18 protein-coding genes are annotated in these 20,038 nt (G+C 73.7%); 6 read left to right on the plus strand and 12 right to left on the minus strand.

Features of this window, described 5'->3' with window-relative positions:
- Positions 1–39: 39 nt before the first annotated feature.
- Positions 40–702 (minus strand): endonuclease NucS, encoded by a 663-nt coding sequence (nucS, locus tag M1O15_RS08760; protein ID WP_248632697.1) that lies wholly within the window; start codon positions 700–702, stop codon positions 40–42.
- A gap of 216 nt (positions 703–918) precedes the next feature.
- Here nucS and M1O15_RS08765 point away from each other — a divergent pair, with 216 nt between their 5' ends.
- The gene (locus M1O15_RS08765; protein WP_248632698.1) at positions 919–1,311 is read left to right on the plus strand and encodes an SCO5389 family protein; all 393 of its coding nucleotides are present in this window, start codon (positions 919–921) and stop codon (positions 1,309–1,311) included.
- 283 nt (positions 1,312–1,594) lie between these two features.
- Here the strand turns inward: M1O15_RS08765 and M1O15_RS08770 are convergent, their stop codons facing one another.
- A complete protein-coding gene (locus M1O15_RS08770; RefSeq protein ID WP_248632699.1) occupies positions 1,595–2,644 on the minus strand; it encodes an LLM class flavin-dependent oxidoreductase in 1,050 nt (349 codons plus the stop codon).
- A 273-nt stretch (positions 2,645–2,917) separates the two neighbouring features.
- Here M1O15_RS08770 and M1O15_RS08775 point away from each other — a divergent pair, with 273 nt between their 5' ends.
- Positions 2,918–3,247, plus strand: a complete 330-nt coding sequence (locus M1O15_RS08775; RefSeq protein ID WP_248632700.1) for an Rv1322 family protein — start codon at positions 2,918–2,920, stop codon at positions 3,245–3,247.
- A gap of 16 nt (positions 3,248–3,263) precedes the next feature.
- Here the strand turns inward: M1O15_RS08775 and M1O15_RS08780 are convergent, their stop codons facing one another.
- From M1O15_RS08780 to mce, 8 genes are all read right to left on the minus strand, one after another.
- On the minus strand, positions 3,264–3,839 hold the full coding sequence (locus M1O15_RS08780) for a hypothetical protein (protein WP_248632701.1): 576 nt from the start codon (positions 3,837–3,839) through the stop codon (positions 3,264–3,266).
- Between the two features lie 238 nt (positions 3,840–4,077).
- The gene (locus tag M1O15_RS08785; RefSeq protein WP_248632702.1) at positions 4,078–4,917 is read right to left on the minus strand and encodes an ABC transporter permease; all 840 of its coding nucleotides are present in this window, start codon (positions 4,915–4,917) and stop codon (positions 4,078–4,080) included.
- Positions 4,914–6,161, minus strand: coding sequence for an ABC transporter ATP-binding protein (locus M1O15_RS08790; RefSeq protein WP_248632703.1), 1,248 nt, complete (start codon positions 6,159–6,161; stop codon positions 4,914–4,916). The genes M1O15_RS08785 and M1O15_RS08790 overlap by 4 nt, the downstream gene beginning before the upstream one ends.
- A gap of 124 nt (positions 6,162–6,285) precedes the next feature.
- Positions 6,286–7,065, minus strand: coding sequence for an ABC transporter permease (locus tag M1O15_RS08795; protein WP_248632704.1), 780 nt, complete (start codon positions 7,063–7,065; stop codon positions 6,286–6,288).
- Between the two features lie 3 nt (positions 7,066–7,068).
- Entirely contained in the window at positions 7,069–8,070 is a 1,002-nt protein-coding gene (locus tag M1O15_RS08800) for an ABC transporter ATP-binding protein (protein ID WP_248632705.1), read from the minus strand.
- 207 nt (positions 8,071–8,277) lie between these two features.
- Positions 8,278–9,216, minus strand: coding sequence for a coiled-coil domain-containing protein (locus M1O15_RS08805; RefSeq protein ID WP_248632706.1), 939 nt, complete (start codon positions 9,214–9,216; stop codon positions 8,278–8,280).
- A gap of 123 nt (positions 9,217–9,339) precedes the next feature.
- On the minus strand, positions 9,340–13,440 hold the full coding sequence (gene scy, locus M1O15_RS08810; RefSeq protein WP_248632707.1) for a polarized growth protein Scy: 4,101 nt from the start codon (positions 13,438–13,440) through the stop codon (positions 9,340–9,342).
- Between the two features lie 341 nt (positions 13,441–13,781).
- The gene (gene mce, locus M1O15_RS08815; protein WP_248632708.1) at positions 13,782–14,219 is read right to left on the minus strand and encodes a methylmalonyl-CoA epimerase; all 438 of its coding nucleotides are present in this window, start codon (positions 14,217–14,219) and stop codon (positions 13,782–13,784) included.
- A 137-nt stretch (positions 14,220–14,356) separates the two neighbouring features.
- Here mce and M1O15_RS08820 point away from each other — a divergent pair, with 137 nt between their 5' ends.
- Entirely contained in the window at positions 14,357–15,559 is a 1,203-nt protein-coding gene (locus M1O15_RS08820) for an acetyl-CoA C-acetyltransferase (RefSeq protein ID WP_248632709.1), read from the plus strand.
- Positions 15,560–15,595: 36 nt separating this feature from the next.
- Positions 15,596–16,552 (plus strand): methylmalonyl Co-A mutase-associated GTPase MeaB, encoded by a 957-nt coding sequence (gene meaB / locus M1O15_RS08825; protein WP_248632710.1) that lies wholly within the window; start codon positions 15,596–15,598, stop codon positions 16,550–16,552.
- A 491-nt stretch (positions 16,553–17,043) separates the two neighbouring features.
- Here the strand turns inward: meaB and M1O15_RS08830 are convergent, their stop codons facing one another.
- A complete protein-coding gene (locus tag M1O15_RS08830) occupies positions 17,044–17,370 on the minus strand; it encodes a PepSY domain-containing protein (protein WP_248632711.1) in 327 nt (108 codons plus the stop codon).
- Positions 17,371–17,491: 121 nt separating this feature from the next.
- Here M1O15_RS08830 and M1O15_RS08835 point away from each other — a divergent pair, with 121 nt between their 5' ends.
- Positions 17,492–18,151, plus strand: a complete 660-nt coding sequence (locus M1O15_RS08835; protein ID WP_248632712.1) for a response regulator transcription factor — start codon at positions 17,492–17,494, stop codon at positions 18,149–18,151.
- A gap of 5 nt (positions 18,152–18,156) precedes the next feature.
- Positions 18,157–19,530: a sensor histidine kinase gene (locus tag M1O15_RS08840; RefSeq protein WP_248632788.1), complete on the plus strand. Its 1,374-nt coding sequence runs from the start codon at positions 18,157–18,159 to the stop codon at positions 19,528–19,530.
- Here M1O15_RS08840 and M1O15_RS08845 read toward each other — a convergent pair.
- Positions 19,527–20,003, minus strand: a complete 477-nt coding sequence (locus tag M1O15_RS08845; RefSeq protein ID WP_248632713.1) for a MarR family winged helix-turn-helix transcriptional regulator — start codon at positions 20,001–20,003, stop codon at positions 19,527–19,529. The two genes, M1O15_RS08840 and M1O15_RS08845, sit on opposite strands and share 4 nt — an antisense overlap.
- Positions 20,004–20,038: the final 35 nt, after the last annotated feature.

Below are 20,038 nucleotides of genomic sequence, written 5' to 3' on the forward strand. Positions count from 1 at the left end.
CAACGCGGCGCCCCGGGGCCGTACTCATGCCCGTGGGTACTAGAAGAGCTTGAGCTTGTCGTCCTCGATGCCGCGCAGCCCGTCGTAGTCCAGTACCACGCAGCCGATGCCGCGGTCCGTCGCCAGCACCCGGGCCTGCGGCTTGATCTCCTGGGCGGCGAACACGCCCCGGACCGGCGCGAGGTGCGGGTCGCGGTTGAGCAGCTCCAGATAGCGGGTCAGCTGCTCCACGCCGTCGATCTCGCCGCGCCGCTTGATCTCCACCGCCACGGTGGCGCCGCCGCCGTCCCGGCAGAGGATGTCCACCGGCCCGATGGCGGTGGGGTACTCGCGGCGGATCAGCGTGTAACCGTCGCCCAGTGTCTCGATCCTGTCGGCGAGCAGTTCCTGGAGGTGCGCTTCCACGCCGTCCTTCACCAGCCCGGGATCGACGCCCAGTTCGTGCGAGGAGTCGTGGAGGATCTCCTCCATCGTGATGATCAGTTTCTCGCCCGCCTTGTTGACGACCGTCCACACACTGCCGTCGCCCTCCTTGAGGGTGCACGGCGGCGACATCCAGTTGAGCGGTTTGTACGCTCGGTCGTCGGCGTGGATCGACACGCTGCCGTCCGCCTTGACCAGGATCAGTCGGGGTGCGGAGGGCAGGTGGGCGGTGAGCCGGCCCGCGTAGTCCACGGAGCAGCGGGCAATGACGAGACGCATGGTCGGCAACGCTACTCGACGGACCTGGCCATGCGCGATTCGGCCCTGAAATCCCCTTCTTCCGTGGCCGGTTGTGGCCCCGTTCGCCTGGTGCGGTCCGGACAGCGCGCTTACCGTGGAGACAGGAGGTTGCCGCGCGTACACGCTGCGTGTAACGGCGGGTGCCTTCTTCCCTGCCCGTAAGACCCCCGTCCCAGGGGTCCGAGAGGAGAACCCATGTCGCTCGACGTCTCACCGGCGCTGTTGGAACAGGCCGAGCGAGGCGAGGTCGACGAAGCCGCCTTCGTCGACTGCGTCCGGACCTCCCTGCCCTTCGCCTGGCAGATGATCAGCAACCTGGTGGCCCAGCTGAAGGTGGACGGCGGTGCGTTCGCCGACAACCAGACGCCTCCGCCGGACGAGCAGGCGCGCGGCCAGCTGCTGCGCGCGCTGGCGAGTGATGCGATCCGGGGGGCGCTGCAACGGCACTTCGGTGTGCGGCTGGCCTTCCAGAACTGCCACCGCGTCGCGGTGTTCCCGCTGGACCCCTCGGCCGACGAGCGGCTGGCCCGCTTCACGTCCGTACGGGCCCAGCTGCTGAACCAGTCCCCGGAACTGCGCGACTGCTGACCCACCGTGCCGCCGCCCCGCGCCACGGGGCGGGCGCCGGGCGCCGCGGACAGCGGCGCGCCCGAGGCACGCGGTCAACCCGGGCCGGGACGCCGGCCCGAGCGCGGTGGCCACCAGAGGGGCGCGGCCACCGGCCGGTGCCGTACTCGCCGGGCGGGGCGGGGACGGTGCCGGAGTGAGGGCGGTCGCCGGCGGTACGGGCGGACGCCGGTGGTACGGGCGGCTGCCGGCGGCGAGGCCCGCACAGGAGCCGGGGCCGGGGCGGTGCGGGCCCCGGCCCCGGTCAGCCGAGCCGGGGCAGCACCTCGGCGCCCAGCCGCCGTACGTTCTCCTCGGTGGCCGCCAGGTCCCCGGAGCCCTCCACCAGCAGCGCGAACCGGGTGATGCCGGTCCGCTCGGCGGTCGCCGCCAGCCGGTCGGCCGCCCGCTCCGGGGTGCCCACCGGGTGCAGCCGGCACAGCAGTTCGGTGTACGCCACCGGGTCGCGCATGGCCCGCTGCCGCCCGTCGACGGTGACATGCGCGTCCAGCCCCTGCCTCAGCCAGCCGGGCAGCGACTTCAGCAGCGTCTCCGCCGCGTCCTGGGTGCGGTCGGCCAGCTGCGCCACGCCCGCCGACACATGGCGGGAGGCGGTCCGCGCCACCTCCTCGGGGCCGTGTCCGGCGGCCAGCGCCTCCTGCCGCCAGAGCGCGGTCATGGCGGCCTTGTCCTCGTCGCCGCAGTGCATGCCCAGCAGCATCGGCAGCCCGCGCTCGGCGGCCAGCCGTACGGACGCCGGGGAGGTGCAGGCCACGATCGCCTCCGGCCCGGCGGACGCGGTCCGCCCGGGCGGGTCCAGCAGTTCGTCCGGGCGGGGGACCACGGCGACCTCGCGGAAGCGGTAGCGGGGGCCCTCGGCGGACACCCGCGGCTCGCGCAGCCAGCGCAGCAGCAGGTCCAGCGACTCGGGGAAGCCCTGCTCGTAGGCGTCCAGACCCGCGCCGAAGACCTCCAGGTCCACCCAGGGCCCGCCGCGCCCCACACCGAGCGTGAACCGGCCGCCGGAGGTCAGATGGAGCAGCGCGGCCTGCTCGGCCAGGGCCACCGGATGCGCCGTCGGCAACACGCTCACCGCCGTGCCCACCCGGATCCGGCGGGTCCGCCCGAGCAGCAGCGCGGCGAGCGTGACCGCGGAGGGGCACACCCCGTACGGCACGAAGTGGTGCTCGGCCAGCCAGACCGAGTCCAGCCCCGCCTCCTCGGCCACCTCGGCGGACCGCACCGCCCGGTGCAGCGTCTCGCCCTGCCCCTGGCCGGGAAACTGGGCCGCCAGTACGAAAGTCCCCACGCGCATCGCCAACTGCCTCCTTGACCGGCCGACGCGGCTCCCCTCCCAGAGCAACGGCCGACACGTGCCAAAGGCAACGGGCAGGCGGCAACTTTTGTTGGATCAGTGGGTTGTTGGATCAGTCGGGTGGTGGGATGAGCTCTTGTGCGATCACCTCTTGTCGGGACAAGAAGGCAAAACGATTCCTCCCGGCAGCGGTCGGCGAACGGGCGGATGGCCTCCCGTGCGGCCCTTAGGCTGGGGGACCGGTCCGTACGCGCTGTGAGAGAGGTGCCCGACGTGTCCCCGCGCCGCAACCGCCCCCGAGGCGGCGACCAGTCGAACGCCGACGCCGCCGAGCCGGGGGACCGTTACGGCGGGTTCCAGCGCACCGAGTCCTGGCAGGGCGAGGAGTGGGCGGTCCGCCAGGTCGCGGGCGCCGGGGCGACCGGCAAGCGCTACCGCTGCCCGGGCTGCGACCAGGAGATCCCCTCGGGCGTACCGCATGTGGTGGCCTGGCCGGAGTACGGCGGGGTGGACGACCGCCGGCACTGGCACAAGGCCTGCTGGAACGCCAAGGACCGCCGCACCAGCCGGGTGCAGCGGTCCAGGAACGCCCCGCGCCACTGAGGCGGGGCGGACGGGCTCAGCCGACGACCCGCACCGGCGTACCGGTGGCGGCGAACTCCCACAGCGCCTCGCCGTCGGACTCCCTGGTCCGCACCGCGCCGCCGCGCACCTCGGGCGAGGAGGTGGGCGAGGCGCCGTCCGCGGCGTGCGAGAAGGCCACCCAGACGCCCTCGGTGTTGGCGAAGTAGACGACATGCTCCACGGGCACCCCGTCGGAGCCGTTCCCCGAGGCACGGCGGGTGGAGACCTTGTGGTCGCCCTCGGCCGGGGCGACGCCGCCCGGCCAGACCGCGAAGCTGCGCAGCGGCAGCTCGTTCTCGCCGACCAGCCAGACCCGCTGCCGGCCGAGCGAGTACACCACCCGCCGGCCCTCGCCGGAACCGTCCGGCAGGGCGTCCTGCTTCGGGGTGGGGCGGGGAGCGGGGGAGCCGCCCGGGGAGGCGGAGGGGGAGGAGGCCGGCTTGGCCGAGGCGACCCCGCCCTCGGGGACCTTGCCGCGCGCCTGGACGGCGAGCACGGCCACGACCACCAGGGCAGCCGCCGTGAGTACCGAGACCCAGGCCCAGGTGGGCGTCCGGCGGCGGGCATGCATCGGGGCGGGTCTCCTTGGCTCTCGGGCTGTCCGGGGAAGCGGTCCGGGGACGGTACGGCGGGGGACGGTACGGCGGCGGGGCGCGGTCCGCACCTGGCGCGACCGCCGGGCCGCCGGGTCCGCGCGGACACCCCCATCCGTACGGTCGGATCATCGTACTCGGGCCCGGCGCGGCCCCGTAACCGCGTGGCCCCGTCACCGTAGACGCCCCGGCCCCACCCCGTGGGCAGGTGTCCGGTTACACGTCCCGCCTGCTCAGCATCAGATACGCGCCGCCCAGCACCACCGCGGCCAGCCCGGCGAGGATGCCCAGCGGCGTCCAGCCGTGCGGACCGCCGTCGATCAGCCCGGACTCGCTGTAGAAGCCGATCAGCAGGCTCGGGATGGCGTACTTGAACAGGAACTCCTGCACGCCCCGCAGGGACTCGGTGCCCATCATGAACAGCCCCGCCACCAGCGGCAGCAGGATGACCCCGATCATGATGGTGATCGCGCCGGCCGAGTGCCGCACCAGCGCCCCGACACCCAGTGCCAGCAGTCCGAGCGTGGCCACGAACAGTCCGGCGCCGACGGTGGCGCGCAGCCACTGCTCACCGGTGGGCTCCGGGCCGTCGATCACGCCGACCTGGGCGGCGGCGACCAGCGTGGCGGTGGCCGTGGTCACCGTGAAGACCAGCAGGAAGAACACCACGGCCTTGGCGGTGAGCACCCGGCCCCGGCTCGGGCAGGCCGTCAGGGTGGTGCGGATCATCCCGGTGCCGTACTCCGAGGCGATGGTCAGCACGCCCAGCGTCACCACGCAGAGCGAGCCGAGCAGCACCCCGTAGATGCCGAGGACGAACACCGGCTCCCCGCCGGTCGCGGTCTCACCGCTGCCGGTGTCCACGCTGGAGACCGCCCAGGCGATGAGCAGCCCCACCGCCAGCATCAGCGCCACCATGACGCCGAGCGTCCACAGGGTGGAGCGCACCGAGCGGATCTTGGTCCACTCGGAGGCCAGCGCGTCCCCGAGGTGCGCCCGGCGGACCGGGATGGGGGAGGTGTACTGCTGCTGCGAGGGCGGGTACGCGGCGCTCATCGGGGGTCCTCGTTCTTGCTCAGGTCTGCGGGGGCGGCGGCGGGCGGCGCCTGCGGCACGGGCGGGGCGTCCGCCGGTACGGCCGGTCCCGGCACGGGCGCCGGACCACCGGACACCGGCGCGCCCGGCGCGGTCGCGGACGGCGGACCCGCGGGCGGCTGCGGGGCGGGGGCACCCGCGTACGGGCCCTGCCCGCCGGCGTACGGGTTCTGCCCGGGCGGCGGCGGGGCGTACCAGCCCTGCTGGGGCACCTCCGGGACCACCGGCTGCGGCTGGGGCGGCAGGTAGCCGGGCGGCTGCTGCTGCATCAGCCCGGCCTTCCGGTCGTCCGTGGAGCGGTAGTCCACCGCCCCCTGGGTCAGGCGCATGTACGCCTCCTCCAGCGAGGCCTGGTGCGGGGAGAGCTCCCACAGCCGTACGTCCGCGCCGTGCGCCAGGTCGCTGATCCTCGGCAGCGGCAGCCCGGTGATCCGCAGCGCCCCGTCCGGCTCGGACAGCACCTGGCCGCCGGCCTCGGCGAGCACCGTGACCAGCTTCTCCCGCTGGGTGGGCTCGGTGTCGGGGGTGCGCACCCGGGCGAAGTCCGCGGAGTTCGCCGAGATGAACTGCTTCACGCTCATGTCGGCCATCAGCTGGCCGCGGCCGATCACGATCAGGTGGTCGGCGGTCAGCGCCATCTCGCTCATCAGGTGCGAGGAGACGAAGACCGTGCGGCCCTCGGCGGCCAGCGCCTTCATCAGGTTGCGGACCCAGAGGATGCCCTCCGGGTCCAGCCCGTTGACCGGCTCGTCGAAGAGCAGCACCTGCGGGTCGCCGAGCAGCGCCGCGGCGATGCCGAGGCGCTGCCCCATGCCCAGCGAGAAGCCCTTGGAGCGCCGCTTGGCCACGCTCTGGAGCCCGACCACGCCCAGCACCTCGTCCACCCGGCGGGCCGGGATGCCGGCCAGCTGCGCCAGGGACAGCAGATGGCTGCGGGCGCTGCGCCCGCCGTGCACCGCCTTGGCGTCCAGCAGCGCGCCCACCTGGCGGGGGGCGTTCGGCAGCTTCCGGTAGGGGTGGCCGCCGATCGTCACATGGCCGGAAGTGGGCTGGTCGAGCCCCAGGATCATGCGCATGGTCGTGGACTTGCCGGAGCCGTTGGGCCCCAGGAAGCCGGTCACCGTACCCGGCCTCACCTGGAAGGAAAGGTTGTACACGGCCGTCTTGGCGCCATAGCGCTTGGTCAGGCCGACTGCCTCGATCATTCTCCAGCCCCATCGAACAGGTCGTGGTCATCGGGCCCCTGCGGCACAAGCACCGATGGCCCCCGTAAGAGGTAAGAGACTATCGAGCCGTTGACGGTTCCGGCCAAGCCCGTCACCGCCCCGGCTACGCGTCCCGCTTGTTCAGCACCAGGTAGCCGCCGAGCAGGGCCGCCGCCACCCAGAGCACCATGATCCCCAGTCCCGCCCACGGGCCGTACGGGGCGGGGTCGCTGTTCATCGCGTTGGGGACGGTCTGGAGGATCTTGCTGCCGGCCTGGTCCGGGAAGTACCGGGCGACCTCCTTCGCCTTGGGCACCGCGGCCAGGATCTGCGACACCAGGAAGAAGAACGGGACGAGGATGCCCAGCGACAGCACGGTGGAGCGCAGCATCGCGGTCACACCCATCGAGAACAGCGCGATCAGCCCCATGTAGAGCCCGCCGCCGACCACCGCGCGCAGCACGTTCTCCTCGCCGATCGAGGTGGAGTGCTCGCCCAGCAGCGCCTGCCCCAGGAAGAAGGAGAGGAAGCTGGTGGCCAGCCCGACCACGAAGGCCAGCGCCCCCGCCACGGCGATCTTGCTGAACAGGAAGGAGGCCCGCCGCGGCACGGCCGCCAGCGAGCTGCGGATCATGCCCGAGCTGTACTCGGTGCCGACCACCAGCACCCCGAACACCACCATCGCCAGCTGCCCGAGCGTCAGCCCCGCGAAGCTGATCAGCACCGGGTCGAAGGTCAGCCGCTCGGGCTCGGGCAGGTCGTCGAAGGTGGCGTTGGACAGCGCGCACAGCCCGGCGCTCACCCCCACCGTGACCAGCAGCGCGCTCGCCAGCGTCCACACCGTCGAGGACACCGTCCGGATCTTGGTCCACTCCGAGCGGAGGACCGCGGTCGCCGAAGCCATCGCTCAGCCCTCCTTCGACCAGCGCGGGCCGCGGGGCTCGGCCCCGTCGGCGGCCTGCCCGGCGGCGTCGGGCCCGGCGGCGACCGGGCCGGCGGCGGAACCGTGATGGGCGTGGTACTCGACCGCGCCCGCCGTCATCTGCATGAACGCCTCCTCCAGCGACGCCCGCTGGGCGCTCAGCTCGTGCAGGGTGATCCCCTGGGCACCGGCCAGGTCGCCGACCTGCTCGGTGCTCGCCCCGTCCACCTCCAGGACCCCGTCCGGGCCCTCGGCGACCGCCAGCCCGCCGGCGGTCAGCGCCTCCCGCAGCCGTACCGGCTCCGGTGAACGCAACCGCACATAACTGCGGGAGTTCTGGTGGATGAATTCCGCCATCGAGGTGTCCGCGAGCAGCTTGCCCTGCCCGATCACGATGAGATGGTCAGCGGTCAGCGCCATTTCACTCATCAGATGGCTGGAAACGAAGATCGTCCGGCCTTCGGCGGCCAGCGCCTTCATCAGATTGCGCACCCAGTGAATTCCCTCCGGGTCCAGACCATTGACGGGTTCGTCGAAGAGCAGCACCCGGGGATCGCCGAGCAGTGCCGCGGCGATGCCGAGCCGCTGCCCCATCCCCATGGAGAAGCCCTTGGGCTTCCGCTTCGCCACCGCGCCCAGTCCCACCAGGTCCAGCACCTCGCCGACCCGGCGTTCCGGAATGCGGTTGGACTGCGCCAGGCAGAGCAGGTTGTTGTACGCGCTGCGCCCCGGGTGCATCGACCGGGCCTCCAGCAGCGCGCCGATGTTCCGCAGCGGCTCCGCCAGCTCCCGGTAGTGCTTCCCGTCGATCCGCACCGTCCCGCTGGTCGGATGGTCCAGGCCGAGCATCATCCGCATGGTGGTGGACTTCCCGGCCCCGTTGGGCCCCAGGAACCCGGTCACCACCCCGGGGCGGACCTGGAAGGAGAGATGGTCCACCGCCGTCTTCGTACCGAACCGTTTGGTAAGCCCTGCTAGCTCGATCATGGCCTGATTATCCCGCGCCCCGGGCCGTTGTGGGGGCTTCGCGCGACCATCCCCGTACGGGACGTGCCGCGGACGCCCGCGCGATCCCCGTACGGGACGTGCCGCGGACGCCCGCGGGCCCGTCGTTCCGGCTGTCCCGGAAACGCGGCGCGGCCGGGGACGACGGAGTGTCGTCCCCGGCCGCGTACGGGCCGCTGTCGGCGGGCGTCAGCGGGTCTGCTGGGCCGGGACCCCGCGGGAGACCGGCTCGTCGTCCGCCGGGGAGCCGGCGGCGGCGACCGCCGCACCGGTCAGCGTGGCCAGCATCTCGCGGACGTTGGTCAGCTGGGCGTTGATCGAGTCGCGGCGGTTGGTCAGCGCCGCCAGCTCGCGCTCCGACTCGCTGCGGATCCGGTCCGCCTTGGCGTTGGCGTCGGCCACGATGTCCTCGGCCTGGCGCTGCGCGGTCTCCACCGTCTGGCGGGCCCGGCGCTCGGCGTCGGTGCGCAGCTTCTCCGCCTCCAGGCGCAGCTGCTCGGCGCGGTGCTCGATCTCCGCGAGCCGCTTCTCCGCCTTGGCCTGACGGGACGCCAGGTCCCGCTCGGACTGCTCGCGGCGCTTGGCCAGGTTGGTCTCGAAGTCCGCGGCGGCCTGGGCGGCCTTGGCGCGGGTCTCCTCGAAGAGGGCGTCCGCCTCCTCGCGCTTGGACTGCGCGTCCTTCTGCGCCTCGGAGCGCAGCGTGTTGGCCTCGCCCTGGGCCTTCTCGACGATCCGGACGCCCTCGTCCTCGGCCTTCGCCTTGCGGTCCGCGGCGAACGACTCGGCGTCGTTGCGCACCTGCTGGGCCGCCGACTCGGCGAGCTCGCGGTGCTGCTCGGCGGCGCGGCGGGCCTCCTCACGCAGGTCCTTCGCCTCCTCCTCGGCCAGCCGGAGGATCTTCTCCACGCGGGCGCCGAGACCGGCGTACGACGGCTCGGCGTCGCTGACCTGGGCCTGGGCGTTCTGCGTTTCGAGATGGAGCTCCTCGATGCGCTTTTCCAGAGAGGTGATTCGGGCCAGAGCACTGTCACGGTCGGCGACGAGTTTGGTAATGCGGTCATCCACCTGACCGCGGTCGTACCCACGCCGCACGAGCTCGAAGCCGAAGGGGGAGGATGTGTCGCTCATGGGGTTCCTGTCGAAAGAGACCGGTGAGGTGTTGAGGTGTTAGGGGGAATCCTAGGCTCCCCGACGGCGTGTCTTCGAGCGGATGCCCGTTCAATCCGGAGAATGTCCAGCCTTTTGAGTGGCTTACTCCTCGATTGACTTGCCACCCGAACGGGTAGCCCCCGCCGTCGCGCCGGCCTTCACCCCCGAGGTGTCCTTGCCGTCCCGGCCGCCCCCGGCACCCGGTGACTCGAACGACTCCAAAGCCTCCAGCACGTCCTGCACCCGGGAGATCTCGGACTGGATGTCCTCACGGCGCCTCCCCAGGACCTCCACCTCGCGCCGGGCGTCGGCGAGCAGCTTCTCGGCCTCCGCCTCCGCGTCCGCCTTGATCTTCTCCGCCTCGCGGGACAGCCCGGCCTTCTTCTGCTCGGCCTCCTTCAGCAGCCCCTCGGCCTTCTTCACGGCCGCGATCCGCACCCGGCTCGCCTCCGAATCGGCGTCCGACAGGCGGGTCTTGGCCTTCTCCTCGGCCTCGGCGCGCTGCTCGGTCGCCGCCTTCACCAGCTTGTCCACCCGCTCGCCCGCCGACCTCATCTGCTCGGCCGACTCCCGGCGGGCCCGCTCGTGCAGCTCCTCGATCTCCGCCTCGACCCGGCGGCGCGTCTCCTCGGTCCGCTCCCTTATGGCGGTGGCGTCCCCGCGCGCCCCGACCAGCAGCTCGTCGGCGTCCGTACGGGCCTTTTCCACCAGCGAGTTGCCCTCCACGGTGGCCTCCGCGACGATCCGCTCGGCCTCCGTGCGGGCCGCGCCCACCATGGTGTCGGCCTGCGACTCGGCCTCCGCGGTGGCGCGCAGCGCCTCCTCCTGGGCCTTGGCCACCAGCTGGTCGGCCTGCTCGGCCGCGTCCGAGCGGCGCTTGGCCGCCGCCTCACGGGCCTCGTCCACCTGGCGGTCCGCCTCCGCGCGGGCCTCGGCGCGCAGCTGTTCGGCCGCCGCCTCCGCCTCGGTGCGCAGCCGCTGGGACTCGGTACGGATCCGCTCCGCCGCCTGCTGCGCGGAGCCGACCGTCTCGGCCGCCTCGGCGCGCAGCCGCTCCGCCTCGCCGGCCGCCTCACCGCGTACCCGCTCGGCGTCCGCCGCCGCCTCGGTCCGCAGCCGCTCCGCCTCCGCGGTGGCGTCCGCCACCAGCCGCTCGGCCTGCTCGGTGGACCGCTCGCCCAGCCGCTCCGCCTCGCCACTGGCCTCGGCCACCAGCTGGTCGGCCTGCGCGGCGGCGTCCGCGCGCCGCTTGTCCGCGGCCTGGCGGGCCTCGTCCAGCACCCGCTCGCCCTCGGCACGGGCGGCCGCCCGCAGCTCCTCGGCCTGCCGCTCGCCCTCCGCCTTGACCTGCTCGGCCTCCGACCGCAGCCGGGCCGCGTCCTGCTCGGCCGCGGCCAGCGCCTCGGCGGCCCCGGTGGTCAGCCGCTCGGTCTCCGCGCGCGCCTCGCCGACCAGCCGGTCCGCCTGCTCCGCCGCCTCCGAACGGATCCGGTTGGCGTCCTCCCGGGCGTCCGCCCGGGTCCGCGAGGCGTCCTGCTCAGCCGAGGCCACCGCGTCCGAGGCCTCGGTCCGCATCCGCTGCGCGTACTCGGCGGTGTCCGACTTCAGCCGGTCCGCCTCGGCGACCGCCTCGGCCAGCGTCCGCTCGGCCAGCTCCCGGGCCGCCTCCGACTCCGCACGGGAGCGCTCGCGCAGCCCCGCCGCGTCCTCCGCGGCCCGCTCCCGCTCCGCGTAGGCGTCGACACGGACCCGGTCCGCCTCCTCCTGCGCCTCCCCGCGGGTGCGCTCCGCCGCGTGCTCGGCCGCCGAACGCAGCCCGGTGATCTCCTCCTCGGCCTGCTCGTGCAGCCCGGCCACCGCGTCCCGCACCGACTGGGCGGTCGCCTCGGCGGCCGCCACCAGCTCGGTGGCCCGCCGGTCCGCCTCCTCCACCAGCCGCAGCGCCTCGGCCTGCGCCTCCTCGACCCGGTTGCGCGCCGAGGCCAGCAGCTCCTCGCTCTGCTCCCGGGCCCGCTCCCGCTCCTGGTCGGCCTCGGCACGCGCCGAGCCGAGGGTCTCCTCGGCCTCCCGGCGCCGCCGGTTCGCCTCCTCGCGGGCCGCCGCCAGCTCCTCGGCCGCCTCCGCGGTCACCCGCTCGGCCGCCGACTGCGCCTCCGCGCGCACCCGGTCCGCGGTCTCCTGCGCCTCGGTGCGCAGCCGCTCCGCCTCCGCCGCGGCCTCCGAACGCAGCCGTACCGCCACACCCTCCGCCTCGGCGCGGGACGCCGACGCCTCCGCCGCCGCCTCGGTGCGCAGCCGCTCCGCGTCCTGCTCGGCCTGCTCGCCCAGCGCCCGCATCCGCTCGGCCGCCTCGGCGCGCAGCCGCTCGGCCTCCTCGGACGCCTCCCGGCGCAGCCGCTCGCCCTCCGCCCGGGCCTCGGACAGCGCCTCCTCGGCCGCCGCGAGGCGCGCCTCGGCCTCGGAGTGCAGCCGGGCCAGCTCGGCCGCCGCCTCCTCCTGCCGGGCGGTGATACCGCGCTCGGTCTCCTCGCGCAGCGCGGCCGCCGCCTCCTCGGCCGCGGTACGCACCGACTCGGCCTGCTCCTCGGCGTCGGCCCGCAGCCGGTCGGCCTCCTCCCGGGTGCGCTCCAGCGTCTCCTCGGACTGCCGGCGCAGCCCGGTCGCCCGCTCGATCGCCTCCGCGCGGACCCGCTCGCCCTCGGTGGTCGCCGCCGTCCGCGTCTCGTCCGCGTCCGCCTTCGCCTTGGCCAGCAGTTCCTCGGCGGTCTTCGCCGCCTCCTCGATCTGCTGCACCGCCTCGCGCCGCGCCTCGCCGCGGATCCGCTCGCCCTCGGCGATCGCGTCCGCGCGCAGCTGCTCGGCCTCCCCGCGCAGCCGCCGCGCCTCCTCCTGGAGCTGGACGGTCTTGGCGCGGTACTCCTTGGTGTCGTCCTTCGCGGCGCCCTTCAGCTGCTCGGCGGTGTCATGCGCCTCGCCCCGCAGCCGGTCCGCCTCGGCCTCCGCCTCCCCGCGGACCCGCTCCGCCTCCTCGGAGGCCTTGCGGGTGGTCTCCTGGGCGTCCTGGGACGCCTTCGACAGGATCTCCTCGGCCGACCGGGCGGCCTTCGCCAGCTGCGCCGCAGAGTCCTCCGCCGCCGCGGTACGGGCCTTCTCCGAGGCCTCCGCGACCTGCTTCTCGGCCGCCTCCCGGGCGTCCGCGAGCGCCTGCTCGGCCTCCGCCTTGAGGGCCTCGGCCTCCTTGGTCGCCTCACCGACCAGCCGGGCGATCTCCGACTTGGCGGTACGGGTGCGCTGCTCGTTCGCCGAATCGGCGCTCGCCAGCCGCTTGGCCGCGGCGTCCTTCGCCTCCGCGACCAGCTTCTCGGCCTCGGCGCGGGCCTCCCGCAGCTTCTCCTCGGCCTCGCTCATCCGCTGCTCGGCGCCCCGGGCCAGCTCCGCGGCCTTCGCCCGGGCCTCGGTGGACTCCGCGGTGGTGGCGCTGCGCAGCTGCTCGGCGTGGCTGGTGGCCTCCTGGGCCTGCGTGGAGGCCGCGTTCAGCAGCCGCTCCGCGTCCCGGCGGGCCCGCAGCAGGATCGCCTCCGCCTCGGCGCGGGCCGTCTCGGCCTCCGCGCCCAGCCGCTGGCGGGCCTCCTCCGCCAGCCGCACGGCCTCGCTCCGGGCCGCGGCCAGCGACTGCTCGGCCTCCGCCCGGGACTCGTCCATCAGCCGGCGGGCCTGCGCCTCGGTCCGGGCCCGCAGCTGCTCCGCCCAGGCCACGTTCTCGTTGACGTGCGCCTCGACGGTCTGCCGGCGCTCGGCCAGCTCCTGGTCCAGCTGCTGCCGGCGCTGCACCGCCTCGGTGTGCAACTCCGCCTGGAGCCGGGCCTGGTGCTCGGCGTGCTCCTGGAGGATGCGCTGCGTCTGCGCCCGGGCCTCGCGCAGCTCACGCTCCGCGTCGACCCGCAGCTGCTCGGCCTGCGCCTGCGCGTTACGGAGCAACTGCTCGGCCTGGTAGCCCATGTCGGCGCTGTCGTACGACGGCCGGGAGGCGATGGTGCGCCGCGCCTCGTGCAGCTTGGCCCGCAGCACCTCGACCTGGTAACCGAGGTCCTCGGCGTGCTGGACGGCCTTCTCCCGCTCGGTCTTCAGCCGGTCCATCTCGGCCTCGAACCGCGAAAGGTGGTCGTCAGCCCGGTGGCTCTCTGCGCGTTCGTAGCCCCGCACTGCGCGGTCCCATCCGTCCCCTGGTCGCAACTGACGTGACACGGGCACCGTCCGCCCGCGAACGGTCCCCCGGGGGAAATGGTGTCAGATCGCATACGGAGACATGGCACGGCCCCGATCCGGCCCCGGCCCGGAGCAGCCCACTCTACCGGGCCGGGAATCGGCGGGTCAGTGCTCTTCGTCCTCCGGACGGCTCAGGGGAGCTTGGTGGCCTTGTCCCCGGGAGGGCTGGGTGACAGCTCGGTGGGGGGCTGCGCCTTGTCCCCGGGACGGCTGGGTGGTGGCCTGCGCCTTGTCCCCCGGGACGGCTCGGTGGGGGCCCGGTGGCGGCTGGGTGGGGGTCAGTGCGCCGGGGGCGTCTCGGCCGAGGTGACCAGCTCGGTCAGCACGCCGTGGCAGTCCTTCGGGTGCAGGAAGGTGATCCGCGAGCCCATCGAGCCGATCCGCGGCTCCTCGTAGAGCACCCGCACGCCCTTGCCCCGGATGGCCTCCGCGTCCCCGTCCACGTCCGCGGTGCCGAAGGCGATGTGGTGCACCCCCTCGCCGTTCTTGGCGAGCCACTTGCCCACCGCGGAGTCCTCCCGGGTCGGCTCCAGCAGCTGGAGGTAGGACGCCCCGCCGTCGTCCGTGCCGTTGATCCTGAGCATGGCCTCGCGGACCCCCTGCTCCTCGTTGACCTCGGTGTGGAACACCTCGAAGCCGTAGGTGGCACGGTAGAACTCGACGGTGGCGTCGAGGTCCCGGCAGGCGATCCCGATGTGGTCGATTCGCGTCAGCATGGCACCCAGTGCAGCGCGCGCGGGATGGTTACGCAACGTGCGCGCCGTCACACCGACGGGGCGATGACCCGGGCGCGTACCGCTCAGTACATTGGCAGTAAACCCTCGTTCACTTCACACCCCAAGGGGTCCCGCCCATGTCTGGAACGACCGGTACCACCTCCGTCATCGTCGCGGGCGCCCGTACGCCCATGGGCCGCCTCCTCGGCTCGCTGAAGTCCTTCTCCGGTGCCGACCTCGGCGGCTTCGCCATCAAGGCCGCGCTCGACCGGGCCGGTGTCACCGGCGAGCAGGTGCAGTACGTGATCATGGGCCAGGTCCTCCAGGCCGGCGCCGGCCAGATCCCCGCCCGCCAGGCCGCGGTCAAGGCCGGCATCCCGATGAACGTCCCGGCCCTCACCATCAACAAGGTCTGCCTCTCCGGCCTGGACGCCATCGCGCTGGCCGACCAGCTGATCCGCGCCGGCGAGTTCGACATCGTGGTGGCCGGCGGCCAGGAGTCCATGACCAACGCGCCCCACCTGCTCCCCGGCTCCCGCGAGGGCCACAAGTACGGCGCCATCCAGATGCTCGACGCCATGGCGCACGACGGGCTCACCGACGCCTTCGAGAACATCGCGATGGGCGAGTCCACCGAGAAGCACAACACCCGCCTGGGCATCCAGCGCCCCGAGCAGGACGAGATCGCCGCGCTCTCCCACCAGCGCGCCGCCGCCGCCCAGAAGAACGGCGTCTTCGACGCGGAGATCGCCCCCGTGGAGATCCCCCAGCGCAAGGGCGACCCGGTCCTCTTCGCCAAGGACGAGGGCATCCGCGGCGACACCACCGCCGAGTCCCTCGGCAAGCTGCGCCCCGCCTTCACCAAGGACGGCACCATCACCGCCGGCACCTCCTCGCAGATCTCCGACGGGGCCGCGGCGGTCGTCGTGATGAGCAAGGCCAAGGCCGAGGAGCTGGGGCTGGAGTGGCTCGCCGAGATCGGCGCGCACGGGAACGTGGCCGGCCCGGACAACTCGCTCCAGTCCCAGCCGTCCAACGCGATCCGGCACGCGGTGTCGAAGGAGGGCATCGGCGTCGAGGACCTCGACCTCATCGAGATCAACGAGGCGTTCGCGGCGGTGGCCGTGCAGTCCATGAAGGACCTCGGCGTCACCGCCGAGAAGGTCAACGTCAACGGCGGCGCGATCGCGCTGGGCCACCCGATCGGGATGTCCGGCGCCCGGATCGTGCTCCACCTCGCCCTGGAGCTCCAGCGGCGCGGCGGCGGCACCGGGGCGGCGGCGCTGTGCGGTGGCGGCGGTCAGGGTGACGCGCTCATCGTCCGCGTCCCGGCGAAGTAGCCCGCGGACGTTCGTCAGGTAAGGAGCGGTACGCACATGGTGGACGTCCCCCAGTTGGTCGCCCAGGCACGAGAGGGCCGGCCGCGGGCCGTGGCCCGGCTCATCTCGCTGGTGGAGGGCGCCTCCCCGCACCTGCGGGAGGTCATGGCCGCGCTGGCCCCGCTGGCGGGGGGTGCCTACGTCGTCGGGCTGACCGGCTCGCCCGGCGTCGGCAAGTCCACCACCACCTCGGCGCTGGTCTCCGCGTACCGCCGGATGGGGCGGCGGGTCGGCGTGCTCGCCGTCGACCCGTCCTCCCCGTTCAGCGGCGGCGCGCTGCTCGGCGACCGGGTCCGGATGTCGGACCACGCCTCCGACCCGGGCGTCTACATCCGCTCCATGGCCACCCGGGGCCACCTCGGCGGCCTGGCCTGGGCCGCCCCCCAGGCGATCCGCGTGCTGGACGCGGCGGGGTGCGATGTGGTCCTGGTGGAGACGGTCGGTGTCGGCCAGTCGGAGGTCGAGATCGCCTCCCAGGCCGACACCTCGGTGGTCCTGCTCGCCCCCGGGATGGGCGACGGCATCCAGGCGGCCAAGGCGGGCATCCTGGAGATCGGCGACGTGTACGTGGTCAACAAGGCCGACCGGGACGGGGCCGACGCGACGGCCCGGGAGCTGAACCACATGCTCGGCCTGGGCGAGGCGCGCGCCCCCGGCGACTGGCGGCCGCCCATCGTCAAGACGGTGGCGGCGCGGGGGGAGGGCGTCGACGAGGTGGTCGAGGCGCTGGAGAAGCACCGGGCCTGGATGGAGGAGCGCTCGGTCCTCGCGGCGCGCCGCCGTGCGCGGGCGGCGCGCGAGGTGGAGACCATCGCGGTCACCGCGCTGCGGTCGCGGATCGAGGATCTTCGGGGGGACCAGCGGCTGTCGGCTCTGGCGGAGCGGATTGTGGCGGGGGAGCTGGATCCTTATGCGGCGGCGGACACGTTGGTGTCTGGTCTGACGGGTTCGTAGCCGGGGGGCTCCGCCCCCCGGGCCCCCTTTCGCCGGCACCGGCGGTGTTCGGCTGCCCGGTCGGTCCGCTGCCGTGGGGGCGTTTGCGCCGCCGGTGGCTGGGCGCGCGTTCGGTGGTCTCGCTGACGCGGTTGGGTCTGTTGTGGTTGCGGTCCGGTGGCCATGTCCAGGCCCGGTGGTCGGGTCCGCTCTGCGGTGGGTGGGGGCGTGGGCACTCCGGGCTCACGTGCTCGCCGCTCGCGCTTACCGTTCGACGGTCAATCTCACCGCCTCATTACGCTCGGCGGCTGCGCGCGCGACCCTGCGTACCCCCACCCGACCGGCGGCGCACTGACCGATTCGCCGTGGCTGATGCCTCCCCGGACCGAAGGCCCTGACCGGTTCGTACGGACCCCTCCCGCACGGGCCCTGCCGGGCCGGCGGCCCATGGCCTCCCGGGCCGAGGGCGCCTACCCGCCGGACGTCGCCGCCCGGCGGGTAGGCGGATGACCTCAGTCGTTGTCGTTGGCGTCGTCCGCGTCGGCCTTGTCCTGGGTGGCCTTGGCGGTGGTCGCGTCTACGGTCCAGTCCTGGACCTTGCCGTCCTTGAGGAGCTCGACGTCCCAGGCCTGCTTGCCGCCGTCGTCGTCCAGGTCGAGGGAGACCACCTGGCCGCGGTCGGCGACGGCCTTGAGGGCCTGCTCGGCGGTCACCTTGGGGGCGGACTGCGCGGTCTTCGCCGGGCCCTGGTCGGCCCCGTCGGCGACGGCGAACGCGGTGGCGGTGCCGCCGGCGAGGAGGGCGGCGGTGACCGTGGCGATGACGAGGTTGCGCTTCATGGGGTGGACCTCCGTGAGGGTTGGGCTTTCCAGGTACGGATCCACCGTGCGACGTGGCGGCTGAACGCAGGCTGAAGGCGGCTGAAGGGCGCTTCAGGTTCCGTTTGGGAACCTGTTACCCATGCGTCTGTTGATCGTGGAGGACGAGAAGCGGCTGGCCCTGTCGTTGGCGGCGGGATTGCGGGCCGAGGGGTTCGCGGTGGATGTGGTGCACGACGGGCTGGAGGGGCTGCACCGGGCCGGGAGTGAGCCGTACGACCTGGTGGTGCTGGACATCATGCTGCCGGGGATGAACGGCTACCGGGTGTGCGGGGCGCTGCGGGCGGCCGGGAACGACGTGCCGATCCTGATGCTGACGGCGAAGGACGGGGAGTACGACGAGGCCGAGGGGCTGGATACCGGGGCGGACGACTATCTGACCAAGCCGTTCAGCTATGTGGTGCTGCTGGCGCGGGTGCGGGCGCTGCTGCGGAGGAGGGGGCGGGCGGCGTCGCCGGTGCTGACGGCGGGAGAGCTGACGGTGGACACCGCGGCGCGGCGGGTGCGGTTGGGGGAGGAGGAGGTGGGGTTGACGGCCAAGGAGTTCGCGGTGTTGGAGCAGTTGGTGACGAGGAGGGGCGAGGTGGTGTCGAAGGGGGAGATTCTGGAGCACGTCTGGGACTTCGCTTATGAGGGGGACCCGAACATCGTGGAGGTGTATGTGAGCGCGCTGAGAAGGAAGTTGGGGGCGGGGATCATTCGGACGGTGCGTGGGGCGGGTTATCGGCTGGGGGAGCGGTGAGGCTGCTGAGGTCGGTTCGGGCCAGGACGTCGCTGGGGGCGACGCTGGTGGTGGCGCTGGCGTTGGCGGTGGCGGGGGTGGCGCTGCTGGCGGTGCTGCGGGGGAGCCTGGCGAGTCAGGCGGAGTTGCAGGCCAATGTGACGGCGCGGTCGGTGGCCGTGCAGGTGGCGGCGGGGACGCCGTTCGGGGAGCTGGATCTGCCGGACGAGGCGGAGGAGCATCCGGTGCAGGTGGTGTCGGACGGCCGGGTGGTCGCCCTGGGGGAGGGCATCGAGGCGATCGAGGGGGCGGGGAGCCGGTCGGTGCGGGTGGTGCCGGTGGGGCCGGTGGAGGAGGGGGATGGGGGTGGTGGGGTTTCGGAGGATGTCCGGTATTCGACGGGGGAGGTGACGGTGGAGGGGGAGCGGGAGGCTTATCGGTTCGCGGCGGTGGAGGTCAAGGCGGGGGACGGCCGGGAGGCCACCGTGTACGCGGGGTCGGCGGTGCAGGCGGCGGCGGTGTCGGGGGTGCGTACGGCGATGCTGGCGGCGCTGCCCGCGCTGCTGGTGGTGGTGGCGGGGACGACCTGGCTGGTGACCCGGCGGGCGCTGGCGCCGGTGGAGGGGATCCGGCGGGAGATGGCGGCGGTCACGGCGTCGGCGGATCTGTCGCGGCGGGTGCCGGAGCCGGGGACGCATGACGAGGTGGCGCGGCTGGCGCGGACGACCAACGAGACGCTGGCGGCGCTGGAGGCCTCGGTGGAGCGGCAGCGGCGGTTCGTGGCGGACGCCTCGCATGAGTTGCGGAGCCCGATCGCCTCGCTGCGGACGCAGTTGGAGGTGGGGGCGGCCCATCCGGCGCTGCTGGACCTGCCGGGGGCGGTGGAGGACACCGTACGGCTGCAGGGGCTGGCGGCGGACCTGCTGCTGCTGGCGCGGCTGGACGCGGGGGAGCGGCCGGGGCAGGCGCGGGTGGATCTGGCGGCGCTGGTGCGGGCCGAGGTGGCGCAGCGGTCGGGGGACCGGGTGCCGGTGCGGGTGGCGGCCGAGGGGGCCGCGGAGGTGAGCGGGTCGCGGGCGCAGTTGGTGCGGGTGCTGGGGAATCTGCTGGACAACGCGCAGCGGCATGCGGAGGGGGAGGTCGCGGTGGAGGTCCGGCGGGACGGCGGTGAGGTGCTGCTCGCGGTCGCGGACGACGGGGCGGGGGTGCCGGAGGCTGAGCGGGAGCGGATCTTCGAGCGGTTCGTGCGGCTGGACGACGCGCGCAGCCGGGACGAGGGCGGGGCGGGCCTGGGGCTGGCCATCGCCCGGGATGTGGCGGCCCGGCACGGCGGGACCCTGCGCGCCGCCCGGTCCCCCTCGGGCGGCGCGCGGTTCGAGCTGCGGCTGCCGGCGGTCTAGGGCTTGCCGCGCAGTCCGCGCAGGCGTTCGGCGATGGGCTTGAGCGACTGGTGGAGGTGGTCCAGGTCCTCGGGGGTGAGCCGGTCGATGAGGTGGCTGCGGACCGACTCGACGTGGTGCGGGGCGACCTTGCGCATGGTCTCCATGCCCGGGTCGGTGAGGACGGCGTAGAGCCCGCGCCGGTCGGACTCGCAGTTCTCCCGGCGGACCAGGCCCGCGTTCTCCATGCGGGTGATCTGGTGGGAGAGGCGGCTCTTGGACTGGAGGGTGACGGAGGCGAGGTCGCTCATCCGCAGGCGCCGGTCGGGCGCCTCGGAGAGGTTGACCAGGATCTCGTAGTCGTTGATGGTCAGCCCGAACGGCTGGAGGTCCTTCTCCAGCTGGTAGTTCAGCAGCCTGCCCACGTCCAGGTAGGTGCGCCAGGCGCACTGCTCGGCATCGGTCAGCCAGGGGGTGGCCGTCTCGGTCTCCATGGATGGATTCTACCTAAGAAGTTGAATAGTGAACA

Origin of the sequence: Streptomyces lichenis (assembly GCF_023218175.1) — a bacterium.
In the GTDB taxonomy this organism is placed as follows: Bacteria; Actinomycetota; Actinomycetes; order Streptomycetales; family Streptomycetaceae; genus Streptomyces; species Streptomyces lichenis.

Bases quoted from the DNA above. Each gene is read 5' to 3' on its own strand.
- nucS (WP_248632697.1), bottom strand. From the start codon at position 702: ATGCGTCTCGTCATTGCCCGCTGCTCCGTGGACTACGCGGGCCGGCTC.
- M1O15_RS08765 (WP_248632698.1), top strand. From the start codon at position 919: ATGTCGCTCGACGTCTCACCGGCGCTGTTGGAACAGGCCGAGCGAGGC.
- M1O15_RS08770 (WP_248632699.1), bottom strand. From the start codon at position 2,644: ATGCGCGTGGGGACTTTCGTACTGGCGGCCCAGTTTCCCGGCCAGGGG.
- M1O15_RS08780 (WP_248632701.1), bottom strand. From the start codon at position 3,839: ATGCATGCCCGCCGCCGGACGCCCACCTGGGCCTGGGTCTCGGTACTC.
- M1O15_RS08785 (WP_248632702.1), bottom strand. From the start codon at position 4,917: ATGAGCGCCGCGTACCCGCCCTCGCAGCAGCAGTACACCTCCCCCATC.
- M1O15_RS08790 (WP_248632703.1), bottom strand. From the start codon at position 6,161: ATGATCGAGGCAGTCGGCCTGACCAAGCGCTATGGCGCCAAGACGGCC.
- M1O15_RS08795 (WP_248632704.1), bottom strand. From the start codon at position 7,065: ATGGCTTCGGCGACCGCGGTCCTCCGCTCGGAGTGGACCAAGATCCGG.
- M1O15_RS08800 (WP_248632705.1), bottom strand. From the start codon at position 8,070: ATGATCGAGCTAGCAGGGCTTACCAAACGGTTCGGTACGAAGACGGCG.
- M1O15_RS08805 (WP_248632706.1), bottom strand. From the start codon at position 9,216: ATGAGCGACACATCCTCCCCCTTCGGCTTCGAGCTCGTGCGGCGTGGG.
- mce (WP_248632708.1), bottom strand. From the start codon at position 14,219: ATGCTGACGCGAATCGACCACATCGGGATCGCCTGCCGGGACCTCGAC.
- M1O15_RS08820 (WP_248632709.1), top strand. From the start codon at position 14,357: ATGTCTGGAACGACCGGTACCACCTCCGTCATCGTCGCGGGCGCCCGT.
- meaB (WP_248632710.1), top strand. From the start codon at position 15,596: ATGGTGGACGTCCCCCAGTTGGTCGCCCAGGCACGAGAGGGCCGGCCG.
- M1O15_RS08830 (WP_248632711.1), bottom strand. From the start codon at position 17,370: ATGAAGCGCAACCTCGTCATCGCCACGGTCACCGCCGCCCTCCTCGCC.
- M1O15_RS08835 (WP_248632712.1), top strand. From the start codon at position 17,492: ATGCGTCTGTTGATCGTGGAGGACGAGAAGCGGCTGGCCCTGTCGTTG.
- M1O15_RS08845 (WP_248632713.1), bottom strand. From the start codon at position 20,003: ATGGAGACCGAGACGGCCACCCCCTGGCTGACCGATGCCGAGCAGTGC.